Source organism: Streptomyces sp. NPDC025793 (assembly GCF_055558375.1).
In genome coordinates this window covers 19,145-44,049 of the sequence record NZ_JBVHMR010000028.1, presented here as the reverse complement: position 1 = coordinate 44,049, position 24,905 = coordinate 19,145, and the positions used below count along the sequence as shown (strand labels likewise).

The following is a 24,905-nucleotide window of genomic DNA, read 5'->3' as shown; positions in this document are numbered from 1 at the left end:
GCTGCTGCCCCGACGCTCGTCCCCCGAAAACCCGGACCCCGGCATGCGGCCGTCCCCCGCGTTCGGAGACGACCGCCCCCAACCCTACCGGCCCTTATGTACGGGAGTCAGTGCTCAGTGGACTCAACAGGGGCCGAAGTGACCAGTTCTGTCAGGACACCGTGGCAATCCTTTGGATGCAGGAAGGTGATCCGCGACCCCATGGAGCCGATCCGGGGCTCCTGGTAGAGGACGCGGACGCCCTTGCCGCGGATCTCCTCGGAGTCGGCGTCCACGTCCGCCGTGCCGAAGGCGATGTGGTGCACGCCCTCGCCGTTCTTCGCCAGCCACTTGCCCACGGCGGAGTCCTCGCGGGTCGGTTCCAGCAGCTGGAGGTAGGAGGCGCCGCCGTCCGACGTCTCGTTGATCTTGAGCATGGCCTCGCGCACGCCCTGCTCCTCGTTGACCTCGGTGTGGAACACCTCGAAGCCGTACGTGGCCCGGTAGAACTCGACGGTGGCGTCGAGGTCGTGGCAGGCGATCCCGATGTGGTCGATTCGCGTCAGCATGGATTCAGTGCAGCGCCCCGCGGGTGGTTACGCAACGTGCGCGCGATCACACCGACGGGCCGGTGACGGCACGGAGTGCCATCAGTACATTCGAAGTAAACCCTCGTTCACTCCTCGGCCGCGCAGGCCGGTAAGGGGATCGCAGCTCATGCCTTCTGGAACGACCAGCTCTGTGATCGTCGCGGGCGCGCGCACGCCCATGGGACGACTTCTGGGCTCCCTCAAGTCCTTCTCGGGCGCCGACCTCGGCGGCGTCGCGATCAAGGCCGCCCTCGACCGTGCGGGGATCGGTGGCGACCAGGTGCAGTACGTCATCATGGGCCAGGTGCTGCAGGCCGGCGCGGGCCAGATCCCGGCCCGCCAGGCGGCGGTCAAGGCCGGCATCCCGATGAGCGTCCCGGCGCTGACCATCAACAAAGTGTGTCTGTCCGGCCTCGACGCCATCGCGCTCGCCGACCAGCTCATCCGCGCCGGTGAGTTCGACATCGTGGTCGCGGGCGGCCAGGAGTCCATGACCAACGCCCCGCACCTGCTGCCGAAGTCCCGCGAGGGCTTCAAGTACGGCGCCGTCGAGATGCTCGACGCGATGGCCCACGACGGCCTGACCGACTCCTTCGAGGGCATCGCCATGGGCGAGTCGACCGAGAAGCACAACACGCGTCTCGGCATCCGGCGCCCCGAGCAGGACGAGATCGCCGCGCTGTCCCACCAGCGGGCCGCCGCCGCGCAGAAGAACGGCGTGTTCGAGGCCGAGATCACCCCGGTCGAGATCCCGCAGCGCAAGGGCGAGCCGGTCGTCTTCAGCAAGGACGAGGGCATCCGCGCCGACACCACGGTGGAGTCCCTGGGCAAGCTGCGCCCGGCCTTCGCCAAGGACGGCACGATCACGGCCGGTACCTCCTCGCAGATCTCGGACGGTGCGGCGGCCGTGGTCGTGATGAGCAAGGCCAAGGCCGAGGAGCTGGGCCTGGAATGGCTCGCCGAGATCGGCGCGCACGGCAACGTGGCCGGACCGGACAACAGCCTCCAGTCGCAGCCCTCCAACGCCATCCTGCACGCCCTGAAGAAGGACGGCCTGGAGGTCTCCGACCTCGACCTGATCGAGATCAACGAGGCCTTCGCCGCGGTCGCCGTGCAGTCAATGAAGGACCTCGGTGTGTCCACGGAAAGGGTGAACGTCAACGGCGGCGCCATCGCCCTGGGCCACCCGATCGGCATGTCCGGTGCCCGGCTCGTCCTGTCCCTGGCGCTGGAGCTCAAGCGCCGCGGCGGCGGTACCGGCGCGGCCGCGCTGTGCGGTGGCGGCGGTCAGGGTGACGCCCTGATCGTGCGGGTACCGAAGGCCTGAGCAGTACTTTCTCGCGAGTGAACGGAGCTGTTTGATGCAGGACGTCTCCTCTCTGGTGGCCCAGGCCAGGGACGGCCGGCCGCGTGCCGTGGCCCGGCTGATCTCTCTGGTGGAGGGGGCGTCCCCGCAGCTCAGGGAGGTCATGGCGGCACTGGCCCCGCTGACCGGCAACGCCTATGTGGTGGGCCTGACCGGCTCGCCCGGCGTCGGCAAGTCCACCTCGACCTCCGCACTCGTCACGGCGTACCGCAAACAGGGCAGGCGGGTCGGCGTCCTGGCCGTCGACCCGTCCTCCCCGTTCTCCGGCGGCGCCCTGCTCGGCGACCGCGTCCGGATGTCCGACCACGCCTCCGACCCCGGCGTCTACATCCGCTCGATGGCCACCCGCGGCCACCTGGGCGGCCTGGCCTGGGCGGCCCCCCAGGCCATCCGGGTCCTCGACGCGGCGGGCTGCGACGTGATCCTCGTCGAGACGGTCGGCGTCGGCCAGTCGGAGGTCGAGATCGCCTCCCAGGCGGACACGTCGGTCGTCCTGCTGGCCCCGGGGATGGGCGACGGCATCCAGGCGGCGAAGGCCGGCATCCTGGAGATCGGCGACGTCTACGTCGTCAACAAGGCGGACCGGGACGGCGCCGACGCGACGGCCCGCGAGCTGAACCACATGCTGGGCCTCGGCGAGGCCCGCGCCCCCGGCGACTGGCGCCCGCCGATCGTGAAGACGGTGGCGGCGCGCGCGGAGGGCGTCGACGAGGTCGTGGAGGCCCTGGAGAAGCACCGCGCGTGGATGGAGGAGCACGGCGTCCTCGCCGAACGCCGCCGGGCCCGCGCGGCCCGCGAGGTGGAGACCATCGCGGTCACGGCCCTGCGCGAACGCATCGGCGACCTGCACGGTGACCGCCGTCTCAGCGCGCTGGCCGAGCGGATCGTCGCGGGCGAGCTGGACCCGTACCGCGCGGCGGACGAGCTGGTGGCGGGCCTCACGCGGGGCTGAGCGCCGGCCGACTCCCGCGCCCGGCAGCTATCTTGACCGGCATGTCCCTCTCCTTGGCGTAGAGCGCGCACCGGACCGCGAGGCCGTACGAACGACCGGCCCTCGCGTCCCTCGGTGTCCCCTCTTCCGCCTCGACCAGAGGAACATCCGCATGTCCACGCATGCCCGGCAGGCCCCCGCGCGGCCCTCGTACGCCGCCGTCCTGCGCCTGCCCCACGCCCGCCGCGCCTTCGCCTCCGCCCTGACGGCCCGCCTGTCCTACGGCACGGTGTCCGTCGCGATGCTGCTGTCCGTCATCCGCTCCACCGGCTCCTACGCCGTCTCCGGCGCCGTGATGTCCCTGTTCGGCGCCACGATCTTCCTGATGCCGGTCAAGGCGTCCCTGATCGACCGCCATGGCCCACGCCGCGCGCTGCTCCCCATGGCGACCGTCCACGGCGCCGTCCTGTGCGTCCTGGCCGCCCTGACCTGGCGCCCGGGCGCACCGGCGGCGTTCATCGCCGTGGCCGCCGCGCTCGCGGGCGCGTGTGCGCCGCCGCTGGGTCCGACGATGCGGGCCGTGTGGGCCGAACTGGCCCCGGAGCCGGGCATGCTGGCCCGCGCCTACAGCCTGGACGGCGTCGCCGAAGAACTGCTGTACGTCTCCGGCCCGGCGCTGGTCGGCGCGCTGACGGGCGTCGCCCCGCCGACGTCCGGGATCCTGCTGAGCGCACTGCTGATCGTGTGCGGCACCTGCGTCTTCGTCACGTCACCGGGACTGCCCGGCCCCCGCTCCGCCGCGCCCGGGCGAACGCCCGGCACCCTCTCCGGCCTGCTGGCCCCGGTCACCGTGGCCGCCGGCGCCGGACTCGCCCTGAGCGGTGTGGAGCTGCTGGTGATGGCCTTCGCCACGGTACGTTCCCACGACACGGGCCCGGTGCCCTGGGTCCTGGGTGCGCTCTCCGCGGGCAGTGCGGTGGGCGGGCTGGTCAACGGGGCGGTGCGGTGGCGGGCACCGGCCCGGGTACGGCTGTGCCGGTTCGCGGTGGGGCTCGGCCTGGTGATCGCCGCGGCGGGCCTCGCTCCGGGGCTGTGGACCCTGACGGCGGCGATGGCCTGCGCCGGTGCGTTCATCGCTCCCACGCTGACCACGGCGTACCTGCTGGCCGACGAGTCGGCGGCCGAGGGCGCCCGGACACAGGCGGGGGCCTGGGTCAACACGGCGGTGAACGCGGGGAGTTCGGGCGGGGCGGCGGCGACGGGTCTGTTGCTCGGCCGCCTCCCGCTGGGGGTGTGCTTCGCCCTGGCGGGCGCCACGGCGCTGATCAGCGCCGTCGGCACCCTCGGCCGCTCGGGCCGCAGACTCAGGGACGCCCCCGCTGCCCTCTGAGGTGCTCGGCGATCGGCTTCAGTGCCTTGTCCAGCTCCGTCAGCGCCTCCGGCGACAGCAGATCGATGAAGTGCCGTCGCACGGAGGCGACATGATGTGGCGCCACCTTCTGCATCGTCTCCATGCCGTGCTCGGTCAGTACCGCATAGAGCCCGCGCCGGTCGGACTCGCAGTTCTCACGGCGCACCAGGTTCGCGTTCTCCATCCGCGTGATCTGGTGCGAGAGCCGGCTCTTGGACTGCAGCGTGGCACTGGCGAGGTCGCTCATCCGCATCCGTACGTCGTCGGACTCGGACAGGTTCACGAGGATCTCGTAGTCGTTCATCGTCAGGCCGAACGGCTGAAGATCCTTCTCCAACTGGTACGTCAACAGCCTGTTGACCTCCAGGTGGGTGCGCCAGGCGCACTGCTCCGCATCGGTCAGCCAGCGCGTGGCCGTCTCGGTCTCCATGAATGAAGTCTACCTAAGAAGTTGAATGCCGAACTACTTTGGATGATGTGACAGTGCGCACGCGTTCGATGTCACACTCCGCAGACTACCGCTCACAGCCCGAAGCGACGCTGGAGGTCCCCCAGCTGTCCGGGAAGGCGCGGTGCGCCCGGCGGTTGCTGACCGTGTCCGCCCGGCCCCGGAGCGCCACCTTGCGGCACGCCCGGCTCCGCCGGCACGGCCCCCGTCGCCGTCTCGTCCATCAGGCTCTCCGACGACTGCAGCAGGACCGTCCCGGCGCCCGCGAACTCGAACTGGTGCTCCTCGCCGGACACCCCGCCGAAGCCCGTCATCGCACGTAGACCGCCCAGTACGCCCGTCAGGTACCCGTGGTCGTAGTGATGGCACGGGGACGGGCAGTCGGCCCACCCGACGAGCGCCTGCGGGTCGACCCGGATCGGAGGTTCCATGAACACCACCGGACCGTTAGATGCGGCCACAAACTTTCCGGTTCCGATAAGGGTCAGGAAACCCGGCACGATCGATTGCTTCAGCGCGAGACTTGGCTGAAAAGCGAGCAGGTTGCCCGCGCGAATGGTCAGGTTCCCGTCGTCGAGGTCATAGGAATTGACGTCGAAGGCCCGGTCGGCGAGCAGCATCTTGCCCGAGCCCTCGGCCACGACCCAGTCGCTTGCGTGCAGTGGCGAATGGAACGAGGTGCGGACAAGTCGGTCGAGTCGTCCGTGCCCGATCCCGTTGAACTCGATCGCCCCGTAGTAGGCGATCATCTTCCCCTTCTGCAGGAACCACTGCCCGCTCTTCAGCTCGACACAGAACGTGTACGCGTTCACGTTGTCGTCGGCGGGCAGGGTCATCGGGTCGTGCACGACCGGTCCGCCCGGTCCGCCCGGTCCCGCGCCCGGCGTTCCGTACGTGCTCACAGCTTCTCCTCCGACGCCTGGACGAACACCGTGCCACTGCCGCTCAGCTCCAGCTGGAACGCCTCGCCCGAGCCCCGGCCCACCATCTCGCGCCAGCCGAGCGCGGCCGACAGCTTGTTGCGCACCTCGCCGTGGTGGGCGACGTAGGCCTGCGGGTCGACGTGGACCGGGCGCTGCGGGGTGATCGGGAGCTCGAAGACACCGCCGTGCGCCATCACGGCGACCGAGCCCTGCCCCTGGAGCGTCGTCGTGAACAGACCCTGGCCGGTCACCTGGCCCCGGACCAGGCCCATCACTCCGCCCTGGGAGCCCATGAACATCGTCCCCTGCCGCAGCGTGCCCTCGAAGGCGAGCAGCCGGTCCGCCTCGACGTACAGGGTGTCGCCCGTGAGGTGGATGACGTGGACGTGGTGGCCGCCGTGCCCGAAGAAGACGGTCCCGCTGCCCTCGACCGACATCAGCGGGGTCGCCTCGCCCGCCACCCGGCGCCCGAGCATGGACATCAGCCCGCCCTGACCGCCCTGGATGTTCGGCGTGAAGGACACGTCCCCCCGGTACGCGAGCATCGCCCCGCGCTGGCTGAACAGCCGCTGCCCGGGCAGCACCGTCGCCTCGACCATCTTGGAGTTGATCTCCCGGAACGCCATCTCTACAGATCCCCCGCGATCGTGTTCCGCTCGCTCGGCTGCACGTAGACCAGTCCGTCGCCCTCGAACCGGATCTGGAAGGCCTCGCCGCCGCCCTCCCCGAGGAACGTGCGGAACGTCACGCCGGACTGGAAGGACTGCCGGACGTTGCCCTGATGGGCGATGTACGCACCCGGGTCCACGGTCAGCGGGTACTGGGGGCTGACCCGGAGCACCACCGCCGGACCGTCCGACAGCAGTGCCGCCTGCCCGTGCCCCTCGACCGTCGTCGTGAACAGGCCGTTGCCCTGCGAGGCGCCGCGCAGTCCCGTGAACGTCGTCCCGGTGCGCAGCGCGGCGTCCGTCACGAGCAGGTTGCTCGACTCGACGTACAGCTTGTCTCCCGTCAGGCTCACGAGGTTGATCTCCGAGGCGCGGTCCGCGAACCAGCACGTCCCCCGCCCCTTCACCTCCATCACCGTCATCTGCTCACCGGTGAGCCGGCGGGTCACCATCCCGCGCAGCCCCTCACCCCCGCCCGTCAGTTTCTTGAAGGACATGCTTCCGTCGTACGCGACCATCGAGCCGTTCTTCGCCTTCACGGCGTCCCCGGTCATGTCGACGGCGAGCACCTTGCTGCCTTGAAGTCGGAACATCGCCACGCAGCGAAACTAGCGGCGCCGCGGGTGGGCGGAACAGGGTCCCCGGGTGGATACCGACCCTGAGCGGACCCCTAGGGCCGGCGTTTGCCACAATGGGGCAACGTTTGTGCACGCATTCACAAAGCGTCGACGACTCCCCACCGAAGGTGACCTGTGGACATCAAGACCGCCACCGCCCTCCGCCGCCTCCGCCTGGTCTCGGCCCCGGAGGCCGTGTCCTTCCTGATCCTGCTCGTCTGCTCGGTGCTGAAGCGGACCACGGACTTCAACGCGGTCCCCGTCATGGGCGGGATCCACGGCGTCCTCTTCATCCTCTACGTGATCTTCTGGGCGGACGCCTGGAACCGCACCAAGTGGCCCCTGAAGACCGGCCTCTTCTACTTCGTGCTGTCCGTGCTGCCCACCGGCGGCTTCTTCGCGGAGCGCAAGCTGAAGCGCGCCGCCGAGGACGAGGTCATCGCCGCGCGTGCCCGTAAGGAAGGGGTCGTGAACGCATGATCGTCGCCTTCTCCGTGACGCCCCTGGGCGTCGGCGAGGACGTGGGGGAGTACGTCGCCGACGCCGTCCGCGTGGTGCGCGAGTCGGGGCTGCCGAACCGCACCGACGCCATGTTCACCTCGATCGAGGGCGAGTGGGACGAGGTCATGGACGTCGTCAGGCGCGCCGTCGCCGCCGTGGAGGAGCGCGCCCCGCGCGTGTCGCTCGTCCTCAAGGCCGACATCCGGCCCGGCGTGACGGACGGCCTGACCTCCAAGGTCGAGACCGTCGAACGGCACCTGGCCGGTCAGCCGGACCCCTCGTTTTGAGCGGCACGCCCACCGCGTTGTACGTTCCCCTGTCGATGCTCTGAGCGATCACTTCAGAGCACGTTCTGACCTGGGGGAACACCATGAGTGTCGGTATAGGGACACACATACGCGCCGACCTGGACACGCTGTGGGCGCGCACCCAGGATCCCGACGCGCACCGGCGCTGGGACCTCCGGTTCACCGCGATCGAGGAGCTGCCGGGCGCGGCGGGTGAGCCCCGGCGGTTCTCCTGCACCGCGCGCGTGCTGCCGTTCCTCACCGTGTCCGGCACCGGTCACGCGGCGGACGAGACGGACCGCCCCGACGGCACCCGCACCTCCGCCGTGCGCTTCTCCTCCCCGCACCCGCTGTCCCTGATCGCCGAGGCGAGCGGCTACTGGCGCTACGTGCCCGACGCCCACGGCGTCCGCCTGGTCACCGGCTTCGACTACCGGCCCCGCTGGGGCGCCTTCGGCGCGGTCGCCGACCGGGTGCTGCTGCGGCCGCTGACCGGCTGGGCCACGGCATGGTCCCTGGACCGGCTGCGGCTCTGGCTGGAGCGGGGCATCACCCCCGAGCGGGCCCTGGCCAACTGGCTCGCCGAGCTGACGGTCCGCGCGCTGGTCCTCACGGTGTGCCTGACCGGGCTCGGGCTGGAGTCGCTGCTCCGGCTCCTCGGGCGGTTCGCGGACACGGTGGCGTATCTGTGTCCGCTGCTGCTGGTCGTGGCCAGCTCGCTGGCGCTGTTCAAAGCGCCGCTCGGGTGCACGCCGGCCGCGCGCAGGTGTGTGAGGGAGACCGCCGGGGAGGTCCGCGCGCCTCGGGTGCTGCGCATGCTGGAGCAGTACGGCTGAGACGCCGGATCAGCTCCCGGCGGCCAGCGCCATCCCCAACGGCGTCCTCTCGTACAGCACTTGATGGCCGTACCGCCGTGACGTCAGCAGCCCCGCGTCCCGCAGCGCGGTCAGGTGGGACGACACCGACGAAGGAGCGAGGCCCAGGCGGTGGGCCAGCGCGGTCGTGGCCGCCGGTTCGTCCAGCGCGGTCAGCACGGCCGCCCGGTTCGCGCCCAGCAGCCGTACCAGCGCCGCGGGGGTCCGCTCGCCCGGATCCGCCCACAGCCCCGCCAGCCCCCGGGCCGGATACACCACCGTCGGCTGCCACGGGGGCTCGAAGCCGGTGACCACGTCGGGCCAGGAGAACACGCTCGGCATCAGCACCAGGCCCTGGCCGGCGAGGTCGCGGGCGTACTCCCCGCGCAGGGCCAGCGTGAGCGTGCGGCCGTCCCAGGACAGCCGCCGGTCCAGTTCCGGCAGCAGCGTGCCGAGGCCCACCTCGGCCAGTCTGCGCGAGTGGAAGGCGACGTCCGCCTCCAGCAGGGCCCGCAGCCGGAGCCAGTCCGGCTCGATCAGCACATGCCAGGCCTCCTCCACGGCGTCCGCCAGCTCCGCGATCATGCGGACCGGATCCGCCAGCCAGGCCCGCCCCCGCGGCGACCGCAGCGCCCCCGGGGTGCAGGCCAGGGAGAGGGCGGTGTCCTCCCGTGCCGGCTCCGGGTCGCAGGCCCGTACGGCCGCGATCTCCTCCTCGAACGTCGCCGCCGGGCCGATCGGCGGCGGCCCCAGCCAGTCGGGGGAGTGGCCCCGGCGGGGCATCAGCAGCCACAGCGGGGCGAGGTCGAGCCCGGCCGCGGCCGCGCGGATCCGGCGCAGCCAGGGCGCGTGATAGCCGTGCCGGTCCGGGCGCTTCAGGGTGCGCACGGCCTCCTGCGTCTCCCACATCGGCGAGATCGCGAACCGGCAGCGCAGGAAGTCCGCGTCGCCGAAATGCAGGTGTGAGGGCATGGGCCATCTCCCGGAAGAGCGCGAAGATTCGGCTGGAGCCGAAAATCTACGCCTCCGGGTCCGCCCTCCGCCACGCTCCCCGTATGTCCGCACCACCGCAGACGGCCCCGGCGCCCGCCGGATACGGCCGTGTCCTCGCCGTGCCCGAGTTCCGGGCCGTCTTCGCCGCGCACGTGCTGTCCATGCTCGGCGTCATCGTCAGCGAGATCGCGCTGTCCGTCCTCGTCTACGACCTCACCCGCTCGCCCCTGCTGAGCGCGCTCACCTTCGCCCTGGGCTTCCTGCCGTACGCCGTAGGCGGCACCCTGCTCGCGCCCGTCGCCGACCGCTTCCCGGCCCGCAGGGTGCTGGTCGTCTGCGACCTGGTGTGCGCGGGCTGCGTGGCCCTGATGACGGTGCCGGGCACCGGGATCGGCGTCCTGCTCGCGCTGCGCTGCGCGCTCGCCGTCGTCTCCCCGGTGTTCGCCGGCACCCGCATGGCCACCCTCGCCGACGTCCTCGGCGGCGGCGACCTGTTCGTGCTCGGCCGCTCCCTGCTGCGGATCGTCGCCCAGAGCGCGCTGCTCGTCGGGTACGGCCTCGGCGGGCTCCTCCTCACGGTCCTCACGCCCCGCCACGCCCTGCTGATCACCGTCGCCGGCTTCCTCGGCTCCGCCACCCTGCTGCGCTGCGGCACCCGGCGCCGGCCCGCCCGCACCCGGGGCCGCGGGGATGCGCCGGCAGGTCTGCGCGGGCTCGCGACGGACCGCCGGATCCGGGTGCTGCTGCTCGTCTTCTGGCTCCCGGCGGCGTTCTCCGTCGTCCCCGAGGCGCTGGCCGCGCCGTACGCCGACGCGCTCGGCAGCGGCTCCGCCGGGCTCGGGCTGCTGATGTGCGCGCTGCCCGTCGGCACGGTGGCCGGCGAACTGCTCGCCGGTGCGCGCCTCACACCCGCGCACCGGGAACGCGTCGCGCTCCCCCTGCTGTGCCTGACCCTGCTGCCCTATCTGGGCTTCGCCCTGCGCCCCGGGCTCGTCGTGTCCCTGCTGCTCCTGCTGGTCTCCGGGGCCGGCTCTGCGTACACCCTGGGCCTCGACCAGTGGTTCGTGCGGGCCGTGCCCGACGAGCGGCGCGGGCGGGCCATGACCGTGCTCAGCGCCGGGCTGATGACCGTCCAGGGCGTGGGCATGGCGCTGGCCGGGGTGGCGGCGCAGGCGGTGGGGGTGCGGGCGGCGGTGACGGGGGCCGGCGCGCTCGGTGTGCTGTGCTGCTGCGGGCTGGCCCTGGCGGTCCGGGCGACCGAGGACCGAGACGGGGCTGCCCGGGATATGACCGGCCGGTAGGGTCTGATGACGTGCCCAAGCCTCTCAGCCTCCCCTTCGACCCCATCGCCCGTGCCGACGAGCTCTGGAAGCAGCGCTGGGGAAACGTGCCGTCCATGGCCGCGATCACCTCGATCATGCGGGCCCAGCAGATCCTGCTCGCCGAGGTGGACGCGGTGGTCAAGCCGTACGGGCTGACCTTCGCGCGCTACGAGGCCCTGGTGCTGCTCACCTTCTCCAAGGCCGGCGAGCTGCCGATGTCCAAGATCGGTGAGCGGCTCATGGTGCATCCCACCTCGGTCACGAACACCGTGGACCGGCTGGTGAAGTCCGGTCTGGTGGCCCGGCGGCCCAACCCCAACGACGGCCGCGGCACCCTCGCCGTGATCACCGACAAGGGCCGCGAGGTGGTCGACGCGGCCACCCGCGACCTGATGGCGATGGACTTCGGGCTCGGCGTGTACGACGCGGAGGAGTGCGCGGAGATCTTCGCGATGTTCCGCCCGCTGCGGGTCGCGGCGCACGACTTCGACGAGGACTGAGGCGAGGACCGAGGCGACGGCCGACCCCGGCCAAGATCTGCCGGAACGGGTGGTTACGCTCGACTCCATGAAAAAAAGTGTGCTGACCCGCTACCGCGTCATGGCCTACACCACGGGTGTCCTGCTGGTGCTCCTGTGCCTGAGCATGATCGCGAAGTACGGGCTGGACATCAGCGGTGCCGCCGACGTCACGCGCGTCGTCGCCATCGCCCACGGCTGGCTGTACGTCGTCTACCTCGTCGTCGCCTTCGACCTGGGCTCCAAGGCCAAGATGCCGGTCGGCCGCCAGCTGTGGGTGCTGCTCGCGGGCACGATTCCCACCGCCGCCTTCTTCGTCGAGCGGCGGCTCACCCGCGAGCTGGAGGCCAAGGTCACCGACCGGGCCCCGGTCGCCGCGAAGGCCTGAGACACCGCGCGACTCCACCGCCGTACGAGCGCCCCTCGCGTGCCGTGCGGCGGTCAGCCATCGACATTTACTAGGACGTCCAAGTAAATTCGAGGGTATGGACGCTCACGCCATCGAGGAAGGCCGCCGGCGCTGGCAGGCCCGCTATGACGCCGCGCGCAAGCGCGACGCTGACTTCACCACGCTCTCCGGCGATCCCGTGGAGCCGGTGTACGGTCCCCGGCCGGGTGACACGTACGAGGGATTCGAGCGGATCGGGTGGCCCGGGGAGTACCCCTTCACGCGCGGGCTCCATCCGACCGGATACCGCGGCCGCACCTGGACGATCCGGCAGTTCGCCGGGTTCGGCAACGCCGAGCAGACCAACGAGCGCTACAAGATGATCCTGGCCGCCGGCGGCGGCGGTCTGTCCGTGGCCTTCGACATGCCGACGCTGATGGGCCGCGACTCCGACGACCCGCGCTCGCTCGGCGAGGTCGGGCACTGCGGGGTCGCCATCGACTCCGCGGCCGACATGGAGGTCCTGTTCAAGGACATCCCGCTCGGGGACGTCACGACCTCCATGACCATCAGCGGCCCCGCCGTGCCCGTCTTCTGCATGTACCTGGTCGCCGCCGAGCGCCAGGGCGTGGACCCGTCGGTCCTCAACGGCACGCTCCAGACCGACATCTTCAAGGAGTACATCGCGCAGAAGGAGTGGCTCTTCCAGCCCGAGCCGCATCTGCGCCTGATCGGCGACCTCATGGAGCACTGCGCGGCCGGCATCCCCGCCTACAAGCCGCTGTCCGTCTCCGGCTACCACATCCGCGAGGCCGGCTCGACGGCCGCTCAGGAGCTGGCGTACACGCTCGCGGACGGCTTCGGGTACGTCGAACTCGGCCTCAGCCGCGGCCTGGACGTCGACGTCTTCGCGCCCGGCCTCTCCTTCTTCTTCGACGCGCACCTGGACTTCTTCGAGGAGATCGCCAAGTTCCGCGCCGCGCGCCGCATCTGGGCCCGCTGGATGCGCGACGTGTACGGCGCGCAGAGCGACAAGGCGCAGTGGCTGCGCTTCCACACGCAGACCGCCGGCGTCTCGCTGACCGCGCAGCAGCCGTACAACAACGTGGTGCGTACGGCCGTGGAGGCGCTGGCGGCGGTGCTCGGCGGGACCAACTCGCTGCACACCAACGCCCTGGACGAGACCCTCGCGCTGCCGAGCGAGCAGGCGGCCGAGATCGCGCTGCGCACACAGCAGGTGCTGATGGAGGAGACCGGGGTCGCCAACGTGGCCGATCCGCTGGGCGGTTCGTGGTTCGTCGAGCAACTGACGGACCGGATCGAGGCGGACGCGGAGAAGATCTTCGAGCAGATCAAGGAGCGGGGCCTGCGGGCGCACCCCGACGGGCAGCACCCGATCGGGCCGATCACCTCCGGGATCCTGCGCGGGATCGAGGACGGCTGGTTCACCGGCGAGATCGCCGAGTCCGCCTTCCGCTACCAGCAGTCGCTGGAGAAGGGCGACAAGCGGGTCGTGGGCGTGAACGTCCACACCGGGTCCGTCACCGGGGACCTGGAGATCCTGCGGGTGAGCCACGAGGTGGAGCGCGAGCAGGTGCGGGTGCTCGCCGCGCGCAAGGCCGCCCGGGACGAGAGCGCCGTACGGACCGCCCTCGACGCCATGCTGGCCGCGGCCCGCGACGGCTCGAACATGATCGAGCCGATGCTGGACGCCGTACGCGCCGAGGCGACGCTGGGCGAGATCTGCGGGGTGCTGCGGGACGAGTGGGGGGTGTACACGGAGCCGGCGGGCTTCTGAGGGCGAGCGGCGGGTGAGCGGCCGGTGAGCGGCGGGGTCAGGCGGACGAGGCCAGCCCGCCGATCAGGACGCGTGTGAAGCTGCGCACCCACTCCTCGTCCGCCGCCTTGCCGCTGACCAGGGTGCGGTGCACCACCGCACCCGCCACCACGTCGAAGATGAGGTCCACCGTGCGGGCGGCCTCCCGCGGATCGGGTTCCGGCGGGAGTTCGCCCCGTTTCTGTGCCCGCGCGCGGCCCTGGAGGACGAGGCGCATCTGGCGCTCCACGATGGAGGAGCGGATGCGCTCGCGCAGGGCGTCGTCGCGGGTGGCCTCGGCGACCACCGCCATCAGGCCGCTCTTGGCCTCCGGGCGGGCGAGGATCGCCGCGAACTGGAGCACGACGCCCTCGATGTCGTCGGCCAGGCTGCCGCGGTCGGGCAGCTCCAGTTCGTCGAAGAGTTCGGCGACCGCGTCGACCACCAGTTCGTTCTTTCCGGCCCAGCGGCGGTAGAGGGTCGTCTTCGCAACCCCGGCCCGCGTCGCCACGTCTCCCAGGGTGAGCTTGGACCAGCCCAGCTCCACCAGCGCCGCCCTGGTCGCGGCCAGGATCGCGGCGTCCGCGGCGGGGTCGCGCGGGCGCCCGGTACGGCTGGCGGGGGTGCGGCTCTGCATCCCCTGACCATAACGGGCGGGTCCTGTGGTGTCGTGAGGGAGATCACCGGGGGGTGGTGTCGCGCGGGGGTCCCATGGCATTACGCTACGAGTCGTAGCGAAAGCGCGTGAGAGCAGCCGTGACGGACGTACGCGGGCGCGATCATGAGGTGTGGGGTGGGGACCCGGCGCCCCGGCGCACGACTTTTTCATTCCGGCGCGGTAACGGGGGAGGATAGGCGCATGCAGCCACGGAACATGTCCATGAGCGGCGTCGTCGACCTCGCCGCGGTGAAGGCGGCCCAGGAGGCCAAGGCCAAGGCCGAGCAGACGCGCGCCGAGGCCGCCCGGCAGGGCGGCACTGGGGCCGTCGCCCCGGCCGATCTCGTCATCGACGTCGATGAGGCGGGCTTCGAGCGCGATGTCCTCCAGCGCTCCGCCGAGGTCCCGGTCGTCATCGACTTCTGGGCCGAGTGGTGTCAGCCCTGCAAGCAGCTGAGCCCGGTCCTGGAGCGGCTCGCCGTCGAGTACAACGGGCGCTTCCTCCTCGCCAAGATCGACGTCGACGCCAACCAGATGCTGATGCAGCAGTTCGGGGTGCAGGGCATCCCGGCGGTGTTCGCCGTCGTCGCGGGCCAGGCGCTGCCGCTCTTCCAGGGTGCGGCCGGCGAGCAGCAGATCCGCGAGACGCTGGACCAGCTGGTGCAGGTCGCCGAGCAGCGCTTCGGGCTGACCGGCCTGACCGTCGACCCGGACGCCGAGCCGGGCGAGGCGCCCGCGCAGGAGCAGGCGGGGCCGTACGACGCGGCGCTGAACGCGGCGGCCGACGCCCTGGACGCGGGCGACCTGGCCGGTGCCGTTCGGGCGTACCAGAACGTGCTGGCCGACGACCCGGGGCACCCGGAGGCCAAGCTCGGCCTGGCGCAGGCCGAACTGCTCCAGCGGGTGCAGGGCTTCGACCCGCAGAAGGTGCGTCAGGAGGCCGCCGAGCGGCCGAAGGACGCCGACGCGCAGATCGCCGCGGCCGACCTGGATCTGGTGGGCGGGCATGTCGAGGACGCCTTCGGGCGTCTGATCGACACCGTGAGCCGCACCGCGGGCGACGACCGCGACAAGGTGCGGCTGCGGCTGCTGGAGCTGTTCGAGGTCGTGGGCCAGGAGGACCCGCGGGTGGTCGGGGCGCGCAGGGCGCTGGCCCGGGCGCTGTTCTGACCAGTCACTAAACGCCACGGCTTGTGATGCCGGGGTGAAAGATTTGCCGACGAGACGTCAGGGCGGCCCTGCTTTACCAAATCTTGGTAATCGCGGCCGCTGTTACTCGGAGTAAATCGAAGCCGTTGGTCTGTCTGGTTTCATCCAGGGATCAACGGCTTTGCTCTGCCCAGAGTTGCAACCGTGTGTCGCACTCCGAGATCGGCGGGTCGTCCTACGGTTATCCCGCCGTTACTACCGAGTAACGAAGCCCCTTGTGTCACGGGCGAGAATGCACCACGATCGGCGACGCTCGGTCCATTCCCGTACCCCGGCAACCGGTCGGGTCACGGGAGACTCTGGGTCCCCACCGAGCAGAGCCGGCGGCAGTGGCGCCGGCTCTTGGGCAGGGGGGTCTTCGCCGGCCGGCGAAGCCTGTCCAGCAAGGTTGTGCGTGATGCGTGTCAGGCGCGACCAGTGGTTGTCGCTCGGGGGTGATCGCCGGTGATCGTGGTGCATTTCGCGCCACCGGGCGCAGGCGCTCCCCTTCCGAGGACGTAGCACTTCTCCCATCCCTGTCCGGCCGAGCCGTCCACCGCGGTGTCCGGACCAGGAGATGTACGTCCGAGAAGGAGGAAATATGGAGTCCCAGGTGCGTGGCGGGACCAGATGGAAGCGGTTCGCTGTGGTCATGGTGCCCAGCGTCGCCGCCACGGCGTGCATAGGTGTCGCCCTCGCGCAGGGCGCTCTCGCCGCGTCGTTCAGTGTCTCCGGCCAGTCGTTCAAGGTGACGGCGGACCGGCTCGACGGCACGGGCTTCGAACAGTACGGAGCGATCGACTCGGGCTACACGCTCGACGGCCAGAAGACGGGTCACCCCGTCGCCGTCTCGGCGTTCAAGTCCGCGAAGATCACGAACATGTGCCAGTCCGTCGTGACGCCGAACATCCCGGTGTTCGGCTCGGTCAGCCTCACGCTGAAGGCCGGCGCGAAGGACCCGGTCGAGGCGTCGAACCTCTACATCGACCTCGATGACCTGAGCGCCGACGCGACGTTCAACAACATCGACATCGGTGTGGCCGCCAAGGATGCCGGCAAGGGTCCGGGCATGAAGGGCGGCAGCGAGCAGTCCAACCCCTACGGGTTCGCCCAGCAGGCCGACTCGGCCACGCTGACGAACGTGAAGCAGACGGCGTGGGCGACCACCGCCGGAACCTTCAAGCTCAGCGGTCTGCACATGTCGGTGTCCACGGGAACGCACGAGTGCTACTGAGCACTCGATGACGGGCGGGGGGCAGGTGGCGCCCCCGCCCGTCCACTCCTCGGGCGTCCTTCGCGCCCGGGGCACATCACCGCCACAGCAACACCGCAACAGGGAGCTGTTTTCCATGAGCGCCGAGACCCCTGCCGCCCACCCCGGCCAGTTCACCTACCGGAGGCAGCAGTTCCGCGCCTGGCGTGGTGCGCGTCCGTTCTGGGCCGGTCTGTTCGTCCTGCTCGGCGGCTTTCCGATCATGTACTTCCCGTACGCGCATCTCCAGATCGGCCATCTCACGCTGGCGATGGCGACCACCGCCGGTGCCGGATCCCTGATCATCGGTGTGCTGCTCGTCGTCCTGGGCATCAGCCTCTGGTTCCAGAAGCACGTACGGACCTTCGCGGGAGTCGCCGCGATCCTGCTGGCGCTGGTGTCCCTTCCCGTGTCCAACTTCGGCGGCTTCGTCATGGGCTTCCTGCTCGCCCTGATCGGCGGAGCGATGGCCGTGTCCTGGGCGCCGGGCGTTCCTCCGCAGCCGCAGCCGGGGCAGGATGTCCCCCCGGCCGGGGGCGAGACGCCGGGCGAGGCCCCCTACGGCTTCGACAAGGGCATGGCCACGGACGGCGTGGGCGAGAACGACCTGTCAGGAACGAGCCCGGCCAACGGGGCGAACGGGAGGCACAGTGCCGGCTGACGAGGCGACCCGCGAGACCGAGGTGGACGGGTCCCGTGAGAGAACCGGGCCCCGCCACGCGGCACCCAGAAAGCCGCTGTTCACCAGGTTCCACATGCCCGCCGGCAAGGCGATAGCCTCGGTGGCGATGCCGACCGCGGTGCTGATGGGCATGGGCTTCACGTCCACGCTGGCGCTCGCCGACAGCGGCGGCAGCCCGTCCCCGTCGACGACCGCGAAGAGCCTGACGGCGGACGAGTACAAGAACTGCGTCAAGCAACTGGCCGGCAAGGACAGCTCGGCCTCGCCGACGCCGTCCGCCTCCGCGAGCGCGTCCGACTCGGCCACGCCGTCCCCCTCGGCGAGCGCCGGCACGAAGGGCTCGGACACGTCCTCGTCGTCGTCTTCGTCGTCTTCATCGGGTTCGTCGTCTTCATCGGGTTCGGGCTCCGGCGGCAAGGCCGCCCCGACGCCGAGCGCGACCTCCGGCTCCGGCGGCTCGGGTTCGGGCAGCGACTCGGCCTCGCCGACGCCGTCGCCGTCCGCGTCCAAGAGCAGCGGCGGTCTGCTGGGCACCATCGGCGACACGCTCGGCGGCCTGCTCGGCGGCGGCACGGACTCCGGCTCGTCCGCGAGCTCCTCGCCGTCGGCGACCCCGTCGGCCAGCGCGTCCCCGAAGGCCTCGGGCGTGTCGGCGAGTTCCTCGGGGTCCACCGGCTCCAAGCTCGCCGACACGGTCAAGGGCACCGCCTCCAAGGCGGGCACGACCGTCACGGACACGGTGAAGAACGCCACCGGCACGGTGTCCAAGACGGTCGCCGACACGACCAAGGCGGCGAAGGACGCGGCCGCGTCGGCCACCCCGAGTCCGTCGGCGAGCGCCGGCACTCCGGCGGGGGACTGCCCGGCGGCCACGACCGACCAGAGCGGCGTCGACAACCAGGTGCCGGTGGCGGACGACCCCTGGTACCTCAGCGCCAGCTCGCTGCTGCTCAAGAGCGCCGACTACCAGGGCATCGTCGAGGTGAAGACGGCGTCCGGCACCACCAAGAAGGTGCTGAAGTACGTCATCTCCGGCGGCACGGACATCGGTGACCTGCACCAGACGGTGAACGACAAGCTGTCCGGCAAGGTCTACCACGTGCAGGCGTCCAAGGGGTCGACGTCCACCATCACCGGCGGCTCCACGACGATGTACACGGAGAGCATCTCGGGCAATCTGTTCGGTCTGATCCCGATCACCTTCAGCCCGGACAGCCCGCCGCCGCTCAACATCCCGCTGATCTACTTCACCAACGTGAAGGCCGTCCAGGCCGGCCAGTTCGGCGGCAACCTCCACGTGCCCGGGATGCACGTCTACACGACCGACAACTGACCGGTCGCACAAGCCCGTTCGGGAGCCGCACAAAAGCCGAGGGCGCCCCCTGGATCCCCAGGAGGCGCCCTCGGTGCCGTACGGGGCCCTCGCGGGCCCCGGCACGGCCGGTCGCTCAGCCGCCCTGCGTGCCCAGGTGGTGGACGCGGAGCATGTTGGTGGTGCCGGGGACGCCGGGGGGCGAGCCGGCCGTGATGATCACGGTGTCGCCCGCGTCGAAGCGGCCCAGCTTGGCGACCTCCTGGTCCACCAGGTCGACCATCTCGTCGGTGGTGTTGACGAACGGCACGATGTGCGACTCCACGCCCCAGCTGAGGGTGAGCTGGTTGCGGGTGCCCTCGTCCGTGGTGAAGGCGACGATCGGCTGGACCGCGCGGTAGCGGGACAGCCGGCGCGCGGTGTCACCGGACTGGGTGAAGGCGATCAGGCCCTTGCCGCCGAGGAAGTCCGCGATCTCGCACGCGGCACGCGCGACCGAACCGCCCTGCGTACGCGGCTTCTTGCCGGGCACGAGCGGCTGGAGGCCCTTGCTCAGCAGCTCCTCCTCGGCCGCCTGGACGATCTTCGACATCGTCTTGACCGTCTCGACCGGGTAGGCGCCCACGCTGGACTCGGCGGACAGCATGACCGCGTCCGCGCCGTCCAGGATCGCGTTGGCCACGTCGGAGGCCTCGGCGCGGGTCGGGCGGGAGTTGGTGATCATCGACTCCATCATCTGGGTCGCCACGATCACCGGCTTGGCGTTGCGCCGGCACAGCTCGATCAGGCGCTTCTGCACCATGGGGACCTTTTCGAGCGGGTACTCGACGGCGAGGTCACCGCGGGCGACCATCACGGCGTCGAACGCCGCGACGACGTCCTCCATGTTCTGCACCGCCTGCGGCTTCTCGACCTTGGCGATGACGGGGACCCGGCGGCCCTCCTCGTCCATGACGCGGTGGACGTCCTGGACGTCCTTGGCGTCCCGGACGAAGGACAGCGCGACCATGTCGCAGCCCATGCGGAGGGCGAAACGCAGGTCCTCGACGTCCTTCTCGCTCAGCGCGGGCACGTTGACCGCCGCGCCGGGCAGGTTGATGCCCTTGTGGTCGGAGACGACACCGCCCTCGATGACGATCGTCCTGACCCGGGGGCCCTCGACGTCCAGGACCTTCAGCTCGACGTTGCCGTCGTTGATCAGGACCTGGTCGCCGCGCGAGACGTCGCCCGGCAGCCCCTTGTACGTCGTACCGCAGATGGACTTGTCGCCCGGGACGTCCTCGGTCGTGATGACGAACTCGTCACCGCGTTCGAGCTCGACCGGCCCCTCGGCGAAGGTCTCCAGACGGATCTTCGGCCCCTGGAGGTCGGCGAGGACACCGATGGCCCGGGCGGTCTCCTTGGACGCGGCCCGGACGCGGTCGTACCGCGTCTGGTGCTCGGCGTGGGTGCCGTGGCTGAAGTTGAAACGGGCCACATTCATGCCCGCCTCGATCATGGCGACGAGCATCTCGTGGGAGTCGACCGCGGGGCCGAGCGTACAGACGATTTTGGAACGGCGCATGGGGCGATCCTATCGGTTTGTTTCGCTACGGAATATTCCGTCTGGCGGAAGATACAAATGAGTGGCGCACCGCTCAGGTGCTATTCAGTCGTTCTTTCCGACCAGTGCGTAGGTCTGGGTCGCGATCTCCAGTTCCTCATCCGTCGGCACCACGGCGACCGCGACACGCGCGTCTTTCGGAGAGATCAGTCTGGCCTCGCCCGCTCGCATCGCGTTCAGCTCCGGGTCGACCGCGAGGCCCAGCCCGTCGAGGCCCGTGAGCGCGGCCTCGCGCACCGGCGCGGCGTTCTCGCCGACCCCGGCCGTGAACGCGATCGCGTCCACCGTGCCCAGTACGGCGAAATAAGCGCCGATGTACTTCTTGAGCCGGTGAATGTAAATGTCGAAGGCGAGTGCGGCTTCTTCGTCGCCCTCGTCGATCCGGCGGCGGATCTCCCGCATGTCGTTGTCCCCGCACAGGCCGAACAGACCGCTCCTCTTGTTGAGGAGAGTGTCGATCTCGTCCATGGACATATCCCCAACCCGGGCCAAATGGAAGATGACGGCCGGATCCAGATCACCGGAGCGGGTGCCCATCACGAGCCCCTCCAGCGGCGTCATCCCCATCGAGGTGTCCACGCACCGGCCCTTCTCGACCGCCGAGGCCGAGGCGCCGTTGCCCAGGTGCAGCACGATCACGTTGACCTCGGACGGGTCCTTGCCCAGCAGTCGCGCCGTCTCGCGGGAGACGTACGCGTGCGAGGTGCCGTGGAAGCCGTAGCGGCGGATGCGGTGGCGGTCGGCGATCTTCGGGTCGATCGCGTAGCGGGCCGCGGACTCCGGCATCGTCGTGTGGAACGCGGTGTCGAAGACGGCGACCTGGGGCAGGTCCGGACGCAGCGCCCGGGCGGTGCGGATGCCGGTGAGGTTGGCGGGGTTGTGCAGCGGGGCGACCGGGACCAGCCGCTCGATCTCGGCGATCACGGCGTCGTCGATGACGGTCGGCTCGGTGAAGAACAGCCCGCCGTGCACCACCCGGTGCCCGATCGCGGCCAGTTCGGGCGAGTCCAGGCCGAGGCCGTCCCGGCCCAGCTCGGCGGCGACCGCCTTGAGCGCGGCGTCGTGGTCGGCGATGGGCCCGGTGTGCTCGCGGGTCTCGCCGCTGGTGAGGCAGGTGTGCCGGAACCGGGAGGTCTGCTCGCCGATGCGCTCCACCAGACCGGCGGCCAGCCGGGCGGCGTCGCGCATGTCGAGCAGCTGGTACTTCAGCGACGAGGAGCCGGAGTTGAGGACGAGGACGCGGGTTGCAGCCACGGTGTTCGAGAACTCTCTGTACGGGAAGGTCAGTTGGCGGGCGTCTGGGCCTGGATGGCCGTGATGGCGACGGTGTTGACGATGTCCTGGACGAGCGCGCCCCGGGACAGGTCGTTGACCGGCTTGCGCAGACCCTGGAGGACCGGGCCGACGGCGATCGCGCCGGCCGAGCGCTGCACGGCCTTGTACGTGTTGTTGCCGGTGTTGAGGTCCGGGAAGATCAGGACCGTCGCCTGCCCGGCGACGTCGGAGTCCGGCAGCTTGGTCGCGGCGACCGTGGGCTCGACGGCCGCGTCGTACTGGATCGGCCCCTCGATCTTCAGGTCGGGGCGGCGCGAGCGCGCCAGCTCGGTCGCCTCGCGCACCTTGTCGACGTCGGCGCCCGAGCCGGACGTGCCGGTGGAGTACGACAGCATCGCGATCCTCGGCTCCACGCCGAACCGCGCGGCCGTCGCCGCCGACTGGATGGCGATGTCCGCGAGCGCCTGCGCGTCCGGGTCCGGGTTGACCGCGCAGTCGCCGTAGACCAGCACCTTGTCGGCGAGGCACATGAAGAAGACGGACGAGACGATCGACGACTCCGGCGTGGTCTTGATGATCTCGAAGGCGGGCCGGATGGTGGCGGCCGTGGAGTGCACGGAGCCCGAGACCATGCCGTCGGCCAGGCCCTCCTGGACCATCAGGGTGCCGAAGTAGTTGACGTCCGACACGACGTCGTGGGCCAGCTCGACGGTGACGCCCTTGTGTGCCCGGAGCAGGGCGTACTGCTCGGCGAAGGCGTCGCGCAGCTCGCTGGTGGCCGGGTCGATCAGCTGGGTGTCGCCGAGGTCGATGCCGAGGTCGGCGGCCTTCTTGCGGATCTGGTCCTCGGGGCCGAGCAGGGTCAGGTCGCACACGCCCCGGCGCAGCAGCACCCCGGCCGCGTGCAGCACGCGCGCCTCGGTGCCCTCGGGGAGCACGACCCGGCGCCTGTCGGAGCGGGCCTGCTCCAGCAGCTTGTGCTCGAACATCATCGGGGTGACCCGGTCGGTGCTGGGTGCGCTCACCCGCGCGGCCAGCTCGGCGGTGTCGGCGTAGCGCTCGAACAGGCCGAGCGCGGTCTCCGCCTTGCGCGGGGTGGCCGCGTTCAGCTTGCCCTCCAGCGAGAACAGCTGCTCGGCGGTGGGGAAGCTGTTGCCGGTCACGGACAGCACCGGGGTGCCCGGGGCGAGGCGGGCGGCGAGGGTGAGGATCTCCTCGCGCGGCACCTCGTTCAGGGTCAGCAGCACACCGGCTATCGGCGGGGTGCCGGCGCTGTGCGCGGCCAGCGAGCCGATGACCAGGTCGGCGCGGTCGCCCGGGGTGACGACCAGGCAGCCCGGGGTCAGGGCGCCGAGCAGGTTCGGCAGCATCGCGCCGCCGAAGACGAAGTCCAGCGCGTCCCGGGCGAGCCCCGAGTCGTCGCCGAGCAGGACCTTCGCGTCGAGGGTGTGGACGATCTGGGAGACGGTCGGCGCGGACAGCGCGGGCTCGTCGGGGACGACGTAGCAGGGCACGGGCAGCCGGTCGCGCAGCCGCTCGGCGATCTCGTCGCGGTCCTCGCGGGCAACCCGGTTGGTGACCATGGCGAGCACGTCGCAGCCGAGGCCGTCGTAGGCGCGGAAGGCGTTGCGGGTCTCGGCGAGCACGGACTCGGCCGGCTGCTTGCGGCCGCCGACCACCGGGATCACGGAGGCGCCGAACTCGTTGGCCAGGCGGGCGTTCAGGGACAGCTCGTCGGGCAGCTGGGTGTCGGCGAAGTCGGTGCCGAGGACGAGGACGACGTCGTAGTCCCGGGCCACCAGGTGGAAGCGGTCGACCAGCGTGGAGACCAGTTCGTCGGTGCCCCGCTCGGCCTGGAGCGCGGAGGCCTCGTGGTAGTCCATGCCGTAGACGGTCGCCGGGTCCTGGGAGAGCCGGTAGCGCGACCGCAGCAGCTCGAACATCCGATCGGGCCGGTCGTGGACGAGCGGACGGAAGACCCCCACCCGGTCGACCTGACGGGTCAGGAGCTCCATGACTCCCAGCTCCACGACCTGGCGGCCGTCACCGCGGTCGATCCCGGTCACGTACACGCTGCGCGTCACGCGTCCACTCCGTTCCTCATGTCTTGTATGTCGCCATGTCTCGTATGTCGCATCACCGGCATAAAAATCGCCCACCAAGGTGAGCGGAACCCTCTTGACAATACCTCCGGCTCCGGATAAGGCGCCCGTCAAGTGGGTCACTGCTCCGGCGGACGTGGAACAATCGGCACTGGCTCACCCGCACCGACAGCGAGCAGGAGACACAGCACGATGCGCATCGGAGTTCTCACCGCAGGCGGCGACTGCCCCGGCCTGAACGCCGTGATCCGGTCGGTCGTGCACCGGGCCGTGACGCAGTACGGCGACGAGGTCATCGGCTTCGAGGACGGTTACCGCGGTCTGCTCGACCGCCACTACCGCTCCCTCGACCTGGACGCCGTCAGCGGCATCCTGGCCCGCGGCGGCACGATCCTCGGCTCCTCCCGGCTGGAGCGCGACCGGCTGCGCGAGGCCTGCGACAAGGCGACCGACATGGTCGAGGAGTTCGGCATCGACGCGCTGATCCCGATCGGCGGCGAGGGCACGCTGACCGCGGCCCGCATGCTCTCCGACGCCGGCCTGCCCGTCGTGGGCGTCCCGAAGACCATCGACAACGACATCTCCTCCACCGACCGCACCTTCGGCTTCGACACGGCCGTGGGCGTCGCGACCGAGGCGATGGACCGGCTCAAGACCACCGCCGAGTCCCACCAGCGCGTGATGGTCGTCGAGGTCATGGGCCGGCACGCCGGCTGGATCGCCCTGGAGTCCGGCATGGCCGCCGGTGCCCACGGCATCTGCCTGCCCGAGCGGCCCTTCGACCCGGTCGACCTGGTCAAGATGGTCGAGGAGCGCTTCGCCCGCGGCAAGAAGTTCGCCGTCATCTGCGTCGCCGAGGGTGCCCACCCCGCCGAGGGCAGCATGGACTACGGCAAGGGCGAGATCGACCAGTACGGCCACGAGCGCTTCCAGGGCATCGGCACCGCGCTGGCCTACGAGCTGGAGCGGCGCCTCGGCAAGGAAGCCAAGCCGGTCATCCTCGGCCACGTCCAGCGCGGCGGCGTCCCCACCGCCTACGACCGCGTCCTCGCCACCCGCTTCGGCTGGCACGCCGTCGAGGCCGCCCACCGCGGCGAGTTCGGCAGGATGACCGCGCTGCGCGGCACCGACATCCAGATGGTGCCGCTCGCCGAGGCGGTCACCGAACTGAAGACGGTGCCGAAGGACCGGATGGACGAGGCGGAGTCGGTCTTCTAGGCA

25 protein-coding genes are annotated in these 24,905 nt (G+C 70.8%); 15 read left to right on the top strand and 10 right to left on the bottom strand.

Translation table 11 applies throughout. The features are described 5' to 3' along the window. Nucleotides 1-107 precede the first annotated feature (107 nt). On the bottom strand, nt 108-548 hold the full coding sequence (gene mce, locus ACZ4MF_RS35625) for a methylmalonyl-CoA epimerase (RefSeq protein ID WP_356027805.1): 441 nt from the start codon (nt 546-548) through the stop codon (nt 108-110). A gap of 148 nt (nt 549-696) precedes the next feature. Here mce and ACZ4MF_RS35620 point away from each other — a divergent pair, with 148 nt between their 5' ends. The 3 genes from ACZ4MF_RS35620 (at nt 697) to ACZ4MF_RS35610 (ending at nt 4,256) form a co-directional block, all read left to right on the top strand. Then, nucleotides 697-1,896 (top strand): acetyl-CoA C-acetyltransferase, encoded by a 1,200-nt coding sequence (locus tag ACZ4MF_RS35620; RefSeq protein WP_356027807.1) that lies wholly within the window; start codon nt 697-699, stop codon nt 1,894-1,896. A gap of 34 nt (nt 1,897-1,930) precedes the next feature. Beyond that, the gene (gene meaB / locus ACZ4MF_RS35615; RefSeq protein WP_356027809.1) at nt 1,931-2,887 is read left to right on the top strand and encodes a methylmalonyl Co-A mutase-associated GTPase MeaB; all 957 of its coding nucleotides are present in this window, start codon (nt 1,931-1,933) and stop codon (nt 2,885-2,887) included. Between the two features lie 151 nt (nt 2,888-3,038). After that, nucleotides 3,039-4,256, top strand: coding sequence for an MFS transporter (locus ACZ4MF_RS35610; RefSeq protein ID WP_467496704.1), 1,218 nt, complete (start codon nt 3,039-3,041; stop codon nt 4,254-4,256). Here ACZ4MF_RS35610 and ACZ4MF_RS35605 read toward each other — a convergent pair. The 4 genes from ACZ4MF_RS35605 to ACZ4MF_RS35590 form a co-directional block, all read right to left on the bottom strand. After that, nucleotides 4,231-4,707, bottom strand: coding sequence for a MarR family winged helix-turn-helix transcriptional regulator (locus ACZ4MF_RS35605; RefSeq protein WP_467496702.1), 477 nt, complete (start codon nt 4,705-4,707; stop codon nt 4,231-4,233). The genes ACZ4MF_RS35610 and ACZ4MF_RS35605 overlap by 26 nt on opposite strands. Nucleotides 4,708-4,799: 92 nt before the next feature. Continuing rightward, complete coding sequence (locus ACZ4MF_RS35600) at nt 4,800-5,627, bottom strand: AIM24 family protein (RefSeq protein WP_467496700.1); 828 nt, start codon at nt 5,625-5,627, stop codon at nt 4,800-4,802. Next, nucleotides 5,624-6,274, bottom strand: a complete 651-nt coding sequence (locus ACZ4MF_RS35595) for an AIM24 family protein (RefSeq protein ID WP_356027817.1) — start codon at nt 6,272-6,274, stop codon at nt 5,624-5,626. Before ACZ4MF_RS35595 ends, ACZ4MF_RS35600 begins: the two co-directional genes overlap by 4 nt. A 2-nt stretch (nt 6,275-6,276) precedes the next feature. Beyond that, on the bottom strand, nt 6,277-6,909 hold the full coding sequence (locus ACZ4MF_RS35590) for an AIM24 family protein (protein ID WP_467496697.1): 633 nt from the start codon (nt 6,907-6,909) through the stop codon (nt 6,277-6,279). 159 nt (nt 6,910-7,068) lie between these two features. On the opposite strand from ACZ4MF_RS35590, the gene ACZ4MF_RS35585 reads away from it, so the two are divergent. The 3 genes from ACZ4MF_RS35585 (at nt 7,069) to ACZ4MF_RS35575 (ending at nt 8,557) form a co-directional block, all read left to right on the top strand. Beyond that, a complete protein-coding gene (locus ACZ4MF_RS35585; RefSeq protein WP_356027820.1) occupies nt 7,069-7,413 on the top strand; it encodes a DUF3817 domain-containing protein in 345 nt (114 codons plus the stop codon). Further along, nucleotides 7,410-7,721, top strand: a complete 312-nt coding sequence (locus ACZ4MF_RS35580) for an MTH1187 family thiamine-binding protein (RefSeq protein WP_356027821.1) — start codon at nt 7,410-7,412, stop codon at nt 7,719-7,721. Before ACZ4MF_RS35585 ends, ACZ4MF_RS35580 begins: the two co-directional genes overlap by 4 nt. Nucleotides 7,722-7,804: 83 nt before the next feature. Further along, nucleotides 7,805-8,557, top strand: coding sequence for an SRPBCC family protein (locus ACZ4MF_RS35575; RefSeq protein ID WP_467496694.1), 753 nt, complete (start codon nt 7,805-7,807; stop codon nt 8,555-8,557). A 9-nt stretch (nt 8,558-8,566) separates the two neighbouring features. On the opposite strand, the gene ACZ4MF_RS35570 is transcribed toward ACZ4MF_RS35575, so the two are convergent. Continuing rightward, nucleotides 8,567-9,547, bottom strand: coding sequence for an ArsR/SmtB family transcription factor (locus ACZ4MF_RS35570; protein ID WP_467496692.1), 981 nt, complete (start codon nt 9,545-9,547; stop codon nt 8,567-8,569). Nucleotides 9,548-9,630: 83 nt separating this feature from the next. Between ACZ4MF_RS35570 and ACZ4MF_RS35565 the strand changes: the two genes are divergently transcribed. From ACZ4MF_RS35565 to ACZ4MF_RS35550, 4 genes are all read left to right on the top strand, one after another. Beyond that, entirely contained in the window at nt 9,631-10,869 is a 1,239-nt protein-coding gene (locus ACZ4MF_RS35565) for an MFS transporter (protein ID WP_467496690.1), read from the top strand. Between the two features lie 11 nt (nt 10,870-10,880). Continuing rightward, nucleotides 10,881-11,390: a MarR family winged helix-turn-helix transcriptional regulator gene (locus tag ACZ4MF_RS35560; RefSeq protein WP_356027829.1), complete on the top strand. Its 510-nt coding sequence runs from the start codon at nt 10,881-10,883 to the stop codon at nt 11,388-11,390. A 67-nt stretch (nt 11,391-11,457) separates the two neighbouring features. Continuing rightward, nucleotides 11,458-11,796 (top strand): DUF3817 domain-containing protein, encoded by a 339-nt coding sequence (locus tag ACZ4MF_RS35555; RefSeq protein ID WP_356027830.1) that lies wholly within the window; start codon nt 11,458-11,460, stop codon nt 11,794-11,796. Nucleotides 11,797-11,893: 97 nt separating this feature from the next. After that, a complete protein-coding gene (locus ACZ4MF_RS35550; RefSeq protein WP_356027832.1) occupies nt 11,894-13,594 on the top strand; it encodes an acyl-CoA mutase large subunit family protein in 1,701 nt (566 codons plus the stop codon). Between the two features lie 37 nt (nt 13,595-13,631). Here ACZ4MF_RS35550 and ACZ4MF_RS35545 read toward each other — a convergent pair whose 3' ends face one another. Further along, complete coding sequence (locus ACZ4MF_RS35545) at nt 13,632-14,249, bottom strand: TetR/AcrR family transcriptional regulator (RefSeq protein WP_362818797.1); 618 nt, start codon at nt 14,247-14,249, stop codon at nt 13,632-13,634. Between the two features lie 222 nt (nt 14,250-14,471). Here ACZ4MF_RS35545 and ACZ4MF_RS35540 point away from each other — a divergent pair, with 222 nt between their 5' ends. The 4 genes from ACZ4MF_RS35540 to ACZ4MF_RS35525 all read left to right on the top strand — a co-directional run bounded on the left by ACZ4MF_RS35540 (nt 14,472) and on the right by ACZ4MF_RS35525 (nt 18,725). Further along, a complete protein-coding gene (locus tag ACZ4MF_RS35540; protein ID WP_467496686.1) occupies nt 14,472-15,440 on the top strand; it encodes a tetratricopeptide repeat protein in 969 nt (322 codons plus the stop codon). A 619-nt stretch (nt 15,441-16,059) separates the two neighbouring features. Then, a complete protein-coding gene (locus ACZ4MF_RS35535; protein ID WP_467496684.1) occupies nt 16,060-16,692 on the top strand; it encodes a DUF6230 family protein in 633 nt (210 codons plus the stop codon). Between the two features lie 115 nt (nt 16,693-16,807). Further along, nucleotides 16,808-17,371 carry a DUF6114 domain-containing protein gene (locus ACZ4MF_RS35530; protein WP_356027840.1) on the top strand — a complete coding sequence of 188 codons (564 nt, stop codon included), beginning with the start codon at nt 16,808-16,810 and terminating at the stop codon, nt 17,369-17,371. Further along, a complete protein-coding gene (locus ACZ4MF_RS35525) occupies nt 17,361-18,725 on the top strand; it encodes a hypothetical protein (protein ID WP_467496682.1) in 1,365 nt (454 codons plus the stop codon). The genes ACZ4MF_RS35530 and ACZ4MF_RS35525 overlap by 11 nt, the downstream gene beginning before the upstream one ends. Nucleotides 18,726-18,840: 115 nt before the next feature. On the opposite strand, the gene pyk is transcribed toward ACZ4MF_RS35525, so the two are convergent. The 3 genes from pyk to pta form a co-directional block, all read right to left on the bottom strand. After that, nucleotides 18,841-20,268 carry a pyruvate kinase gene (gene pyk, locus ACZ4MF_RS35520; RefSeq protein ID WP_467496680.1) on the bottom strand — a complete coding sequence of 476 codons (1,428 nt, stop codon included), beginning with the start codon at nt 20,266-20,268 and terminating at the stop codon, nt 18,841-18,843. A gap of 84 nt (nt 20,269-20,352) precedes the next feature. Next, a complete protein-coding gene (locus ACZ4MF_RS35515; RefSeq protein WP_467496679.1) occupies nt 20,353-21,561 on the bottom strand; it encodes an acetate kinase in 1,209 nt (402 codons plus the stop codon). 29 nt (nt 21,562-21,590) lie between these two features. Continuing rightward, nucleotides 21,591-23,666, bottom strand: coding sequence for a phosphate acetyltransferase (gene pta / locus ACZ4MF_RS35510; RefSeq protein ID WP_467496677.1), 2,076 nt, complete (start codon nt 23,664-23,666; stop codon nt 21,591-21,593). Nucleotides 23,667-23,876: 210 nt separating this feature from the next. Between pta and ACZ4MF_RS35505 the strand changes: the two genes are divergently transcribed. Next, nucleotides 23,877-24,902, top strand: a complete 1,026-nt coding sequence (locus tag ACZ4MF_RS35505) for an ATP-dependent 6-phosphofructokinase (protein WP_356027850.1) — start codon at nt 23,877-23,879, stop codon at nt 24,900-24,902. Nucleotides 24,903-24,905 lie beyond the last annotated feature (3 nt).

Bases quoted from the DNA above. Each gene is read 5' to 3' on its own strand.
- ACZ4MF_RS35535 (WP_467496684.1), top strand. From the start codon at position 16,060: ATGGAGTCCCAGGTGCGTGGCGGGACCAGATGGAAGCGGTTCGCTGTG.
- mce (WP_356027805.1), bottom strand. From the start codon at position 548: ATGCTGACGCGAATCGACCACATCGGGATCGCCTGCCACGACCTCGAC.
- ACZ4MF_RS35590 (WP_467496697.1), bottom strand. From the start codon at position 6,909: ATGTTCCGACTTCAAGGCAGCAAGGTGCTCGCCGTCGACATGACCGGG.
- pyk (WP_467496680.1), bottom strand. From the start codon at position 20,268: ATGCGCCGTTCCAAAATCGTCTGTACGCTCGGCCCCGCGGTCGACTCC.
- ACZ4MF_RS35620 (WP_356027807.1), top strand. From the start codon at position 697: ATGCCTTCTGGAACGACCAGCTCTGTGATCGTCGCGGGCGCGCGCACG.
- ACZ4MF_RS35530 (WP_356027840.1), top strand. From the start codon at position 16,808: ATGAGCGCCGAGACCCCTGCCGCCCACCCCGGCCAGTTCACCTACCGG.
- ACZ4MF_RS35580 (WP_356027821.1), top strand. From the start codon at position 7,410: ATGATCGTCGCCTTCTCCGTGACGCCCCTGGGCGTCGGCGAGGACGTG.
- ACZ4MF_RS35595 (WP_356027817.1), bottom strand. From the start codon at position 6,274: ATGGCGTTCCGGGAGATCAACTCCAAGATGGTCGAGGCGACGGTGCTG.
- ACZ4MF_RS35575 (WP_467496694.1), top strand. From the start codon at position 7,805: ATGAGTGTCGGTATAGGGACACACATACGCGCCGACCTGGACACGCTG.
- ACZ4MF_RS35505 (WP_356027850.1), top strand. From the start codon at position 23,877: ATGCGCATCGGAGTTCTCACCGCAGGCGGCGACTGCCCCGGCCTGAAC.
- meaB (WP_356027809.1), top strand. From the start codon at position 1,931: ATGCAGGACGTCTCCTCTCTGGTGGCCCAGGCCAGGGACGGCCGGCCG.
- ACZ4MF_RS35540 (WP_467496686.1), top strand. From the start codon at position 14,472: ATGCAGCCACGGAACATGTCCATGAGCGGCGTCGTCGACCTCGCCGCG.
- ACZ4MF_RS35555 (WP_356027830.1), top strand. From the start codon at position 11,458: ATGAAAAAAAGTGTGCTGACCCGCTACCGCGTCATGGCCTACACCACG.
- ACZ4MF_RS35550 (WP_356027832.1), top strand. From the start codon at position 11,894: ATGGACGCTCACGCCATCGAGGAAGGCCGCCGGCGCTGGCAGGCCCGC.
- ACZ4MF_RS35565 (WP_467496690.1), top strand. From the start codon at position 9,631: ATGTCCGCACCACCGCAGACGGCCCCGGCGCCCGCCGGATACGGCCGT.
- ACZ4MF_RS35605 (WP_467496702.1), bottom strand. From the start codon at position 4,707: ATGGAGACCGAGACGGCCACGCGCTGGCTGACCGATGCGGAGCAGTGC.
- ACZ4MF_RS35610 (WP_467496704.1), top strand. From the start codon at position 3,039: ATGTCCACGCATGCCCGGCAGGCCCCCGCGCGGCCCTCGTACGCCGCC.
- ACZ4MF_RS35570 (WP_467496692.1), bottom strand. From the start codon at position 9,547: ATGCCCTCACACCTGCATTTCGGCGACGCGGACTTCCTGCGCTGCCGG.
- ACZ4MF_RS35545 (WP_362818797.1), bottom strand. From the start codon at position 14,249: ATGCAGAGCCGCACCCCCGCCAGCCGTACCGGGCGCCCGCGCGACCCC.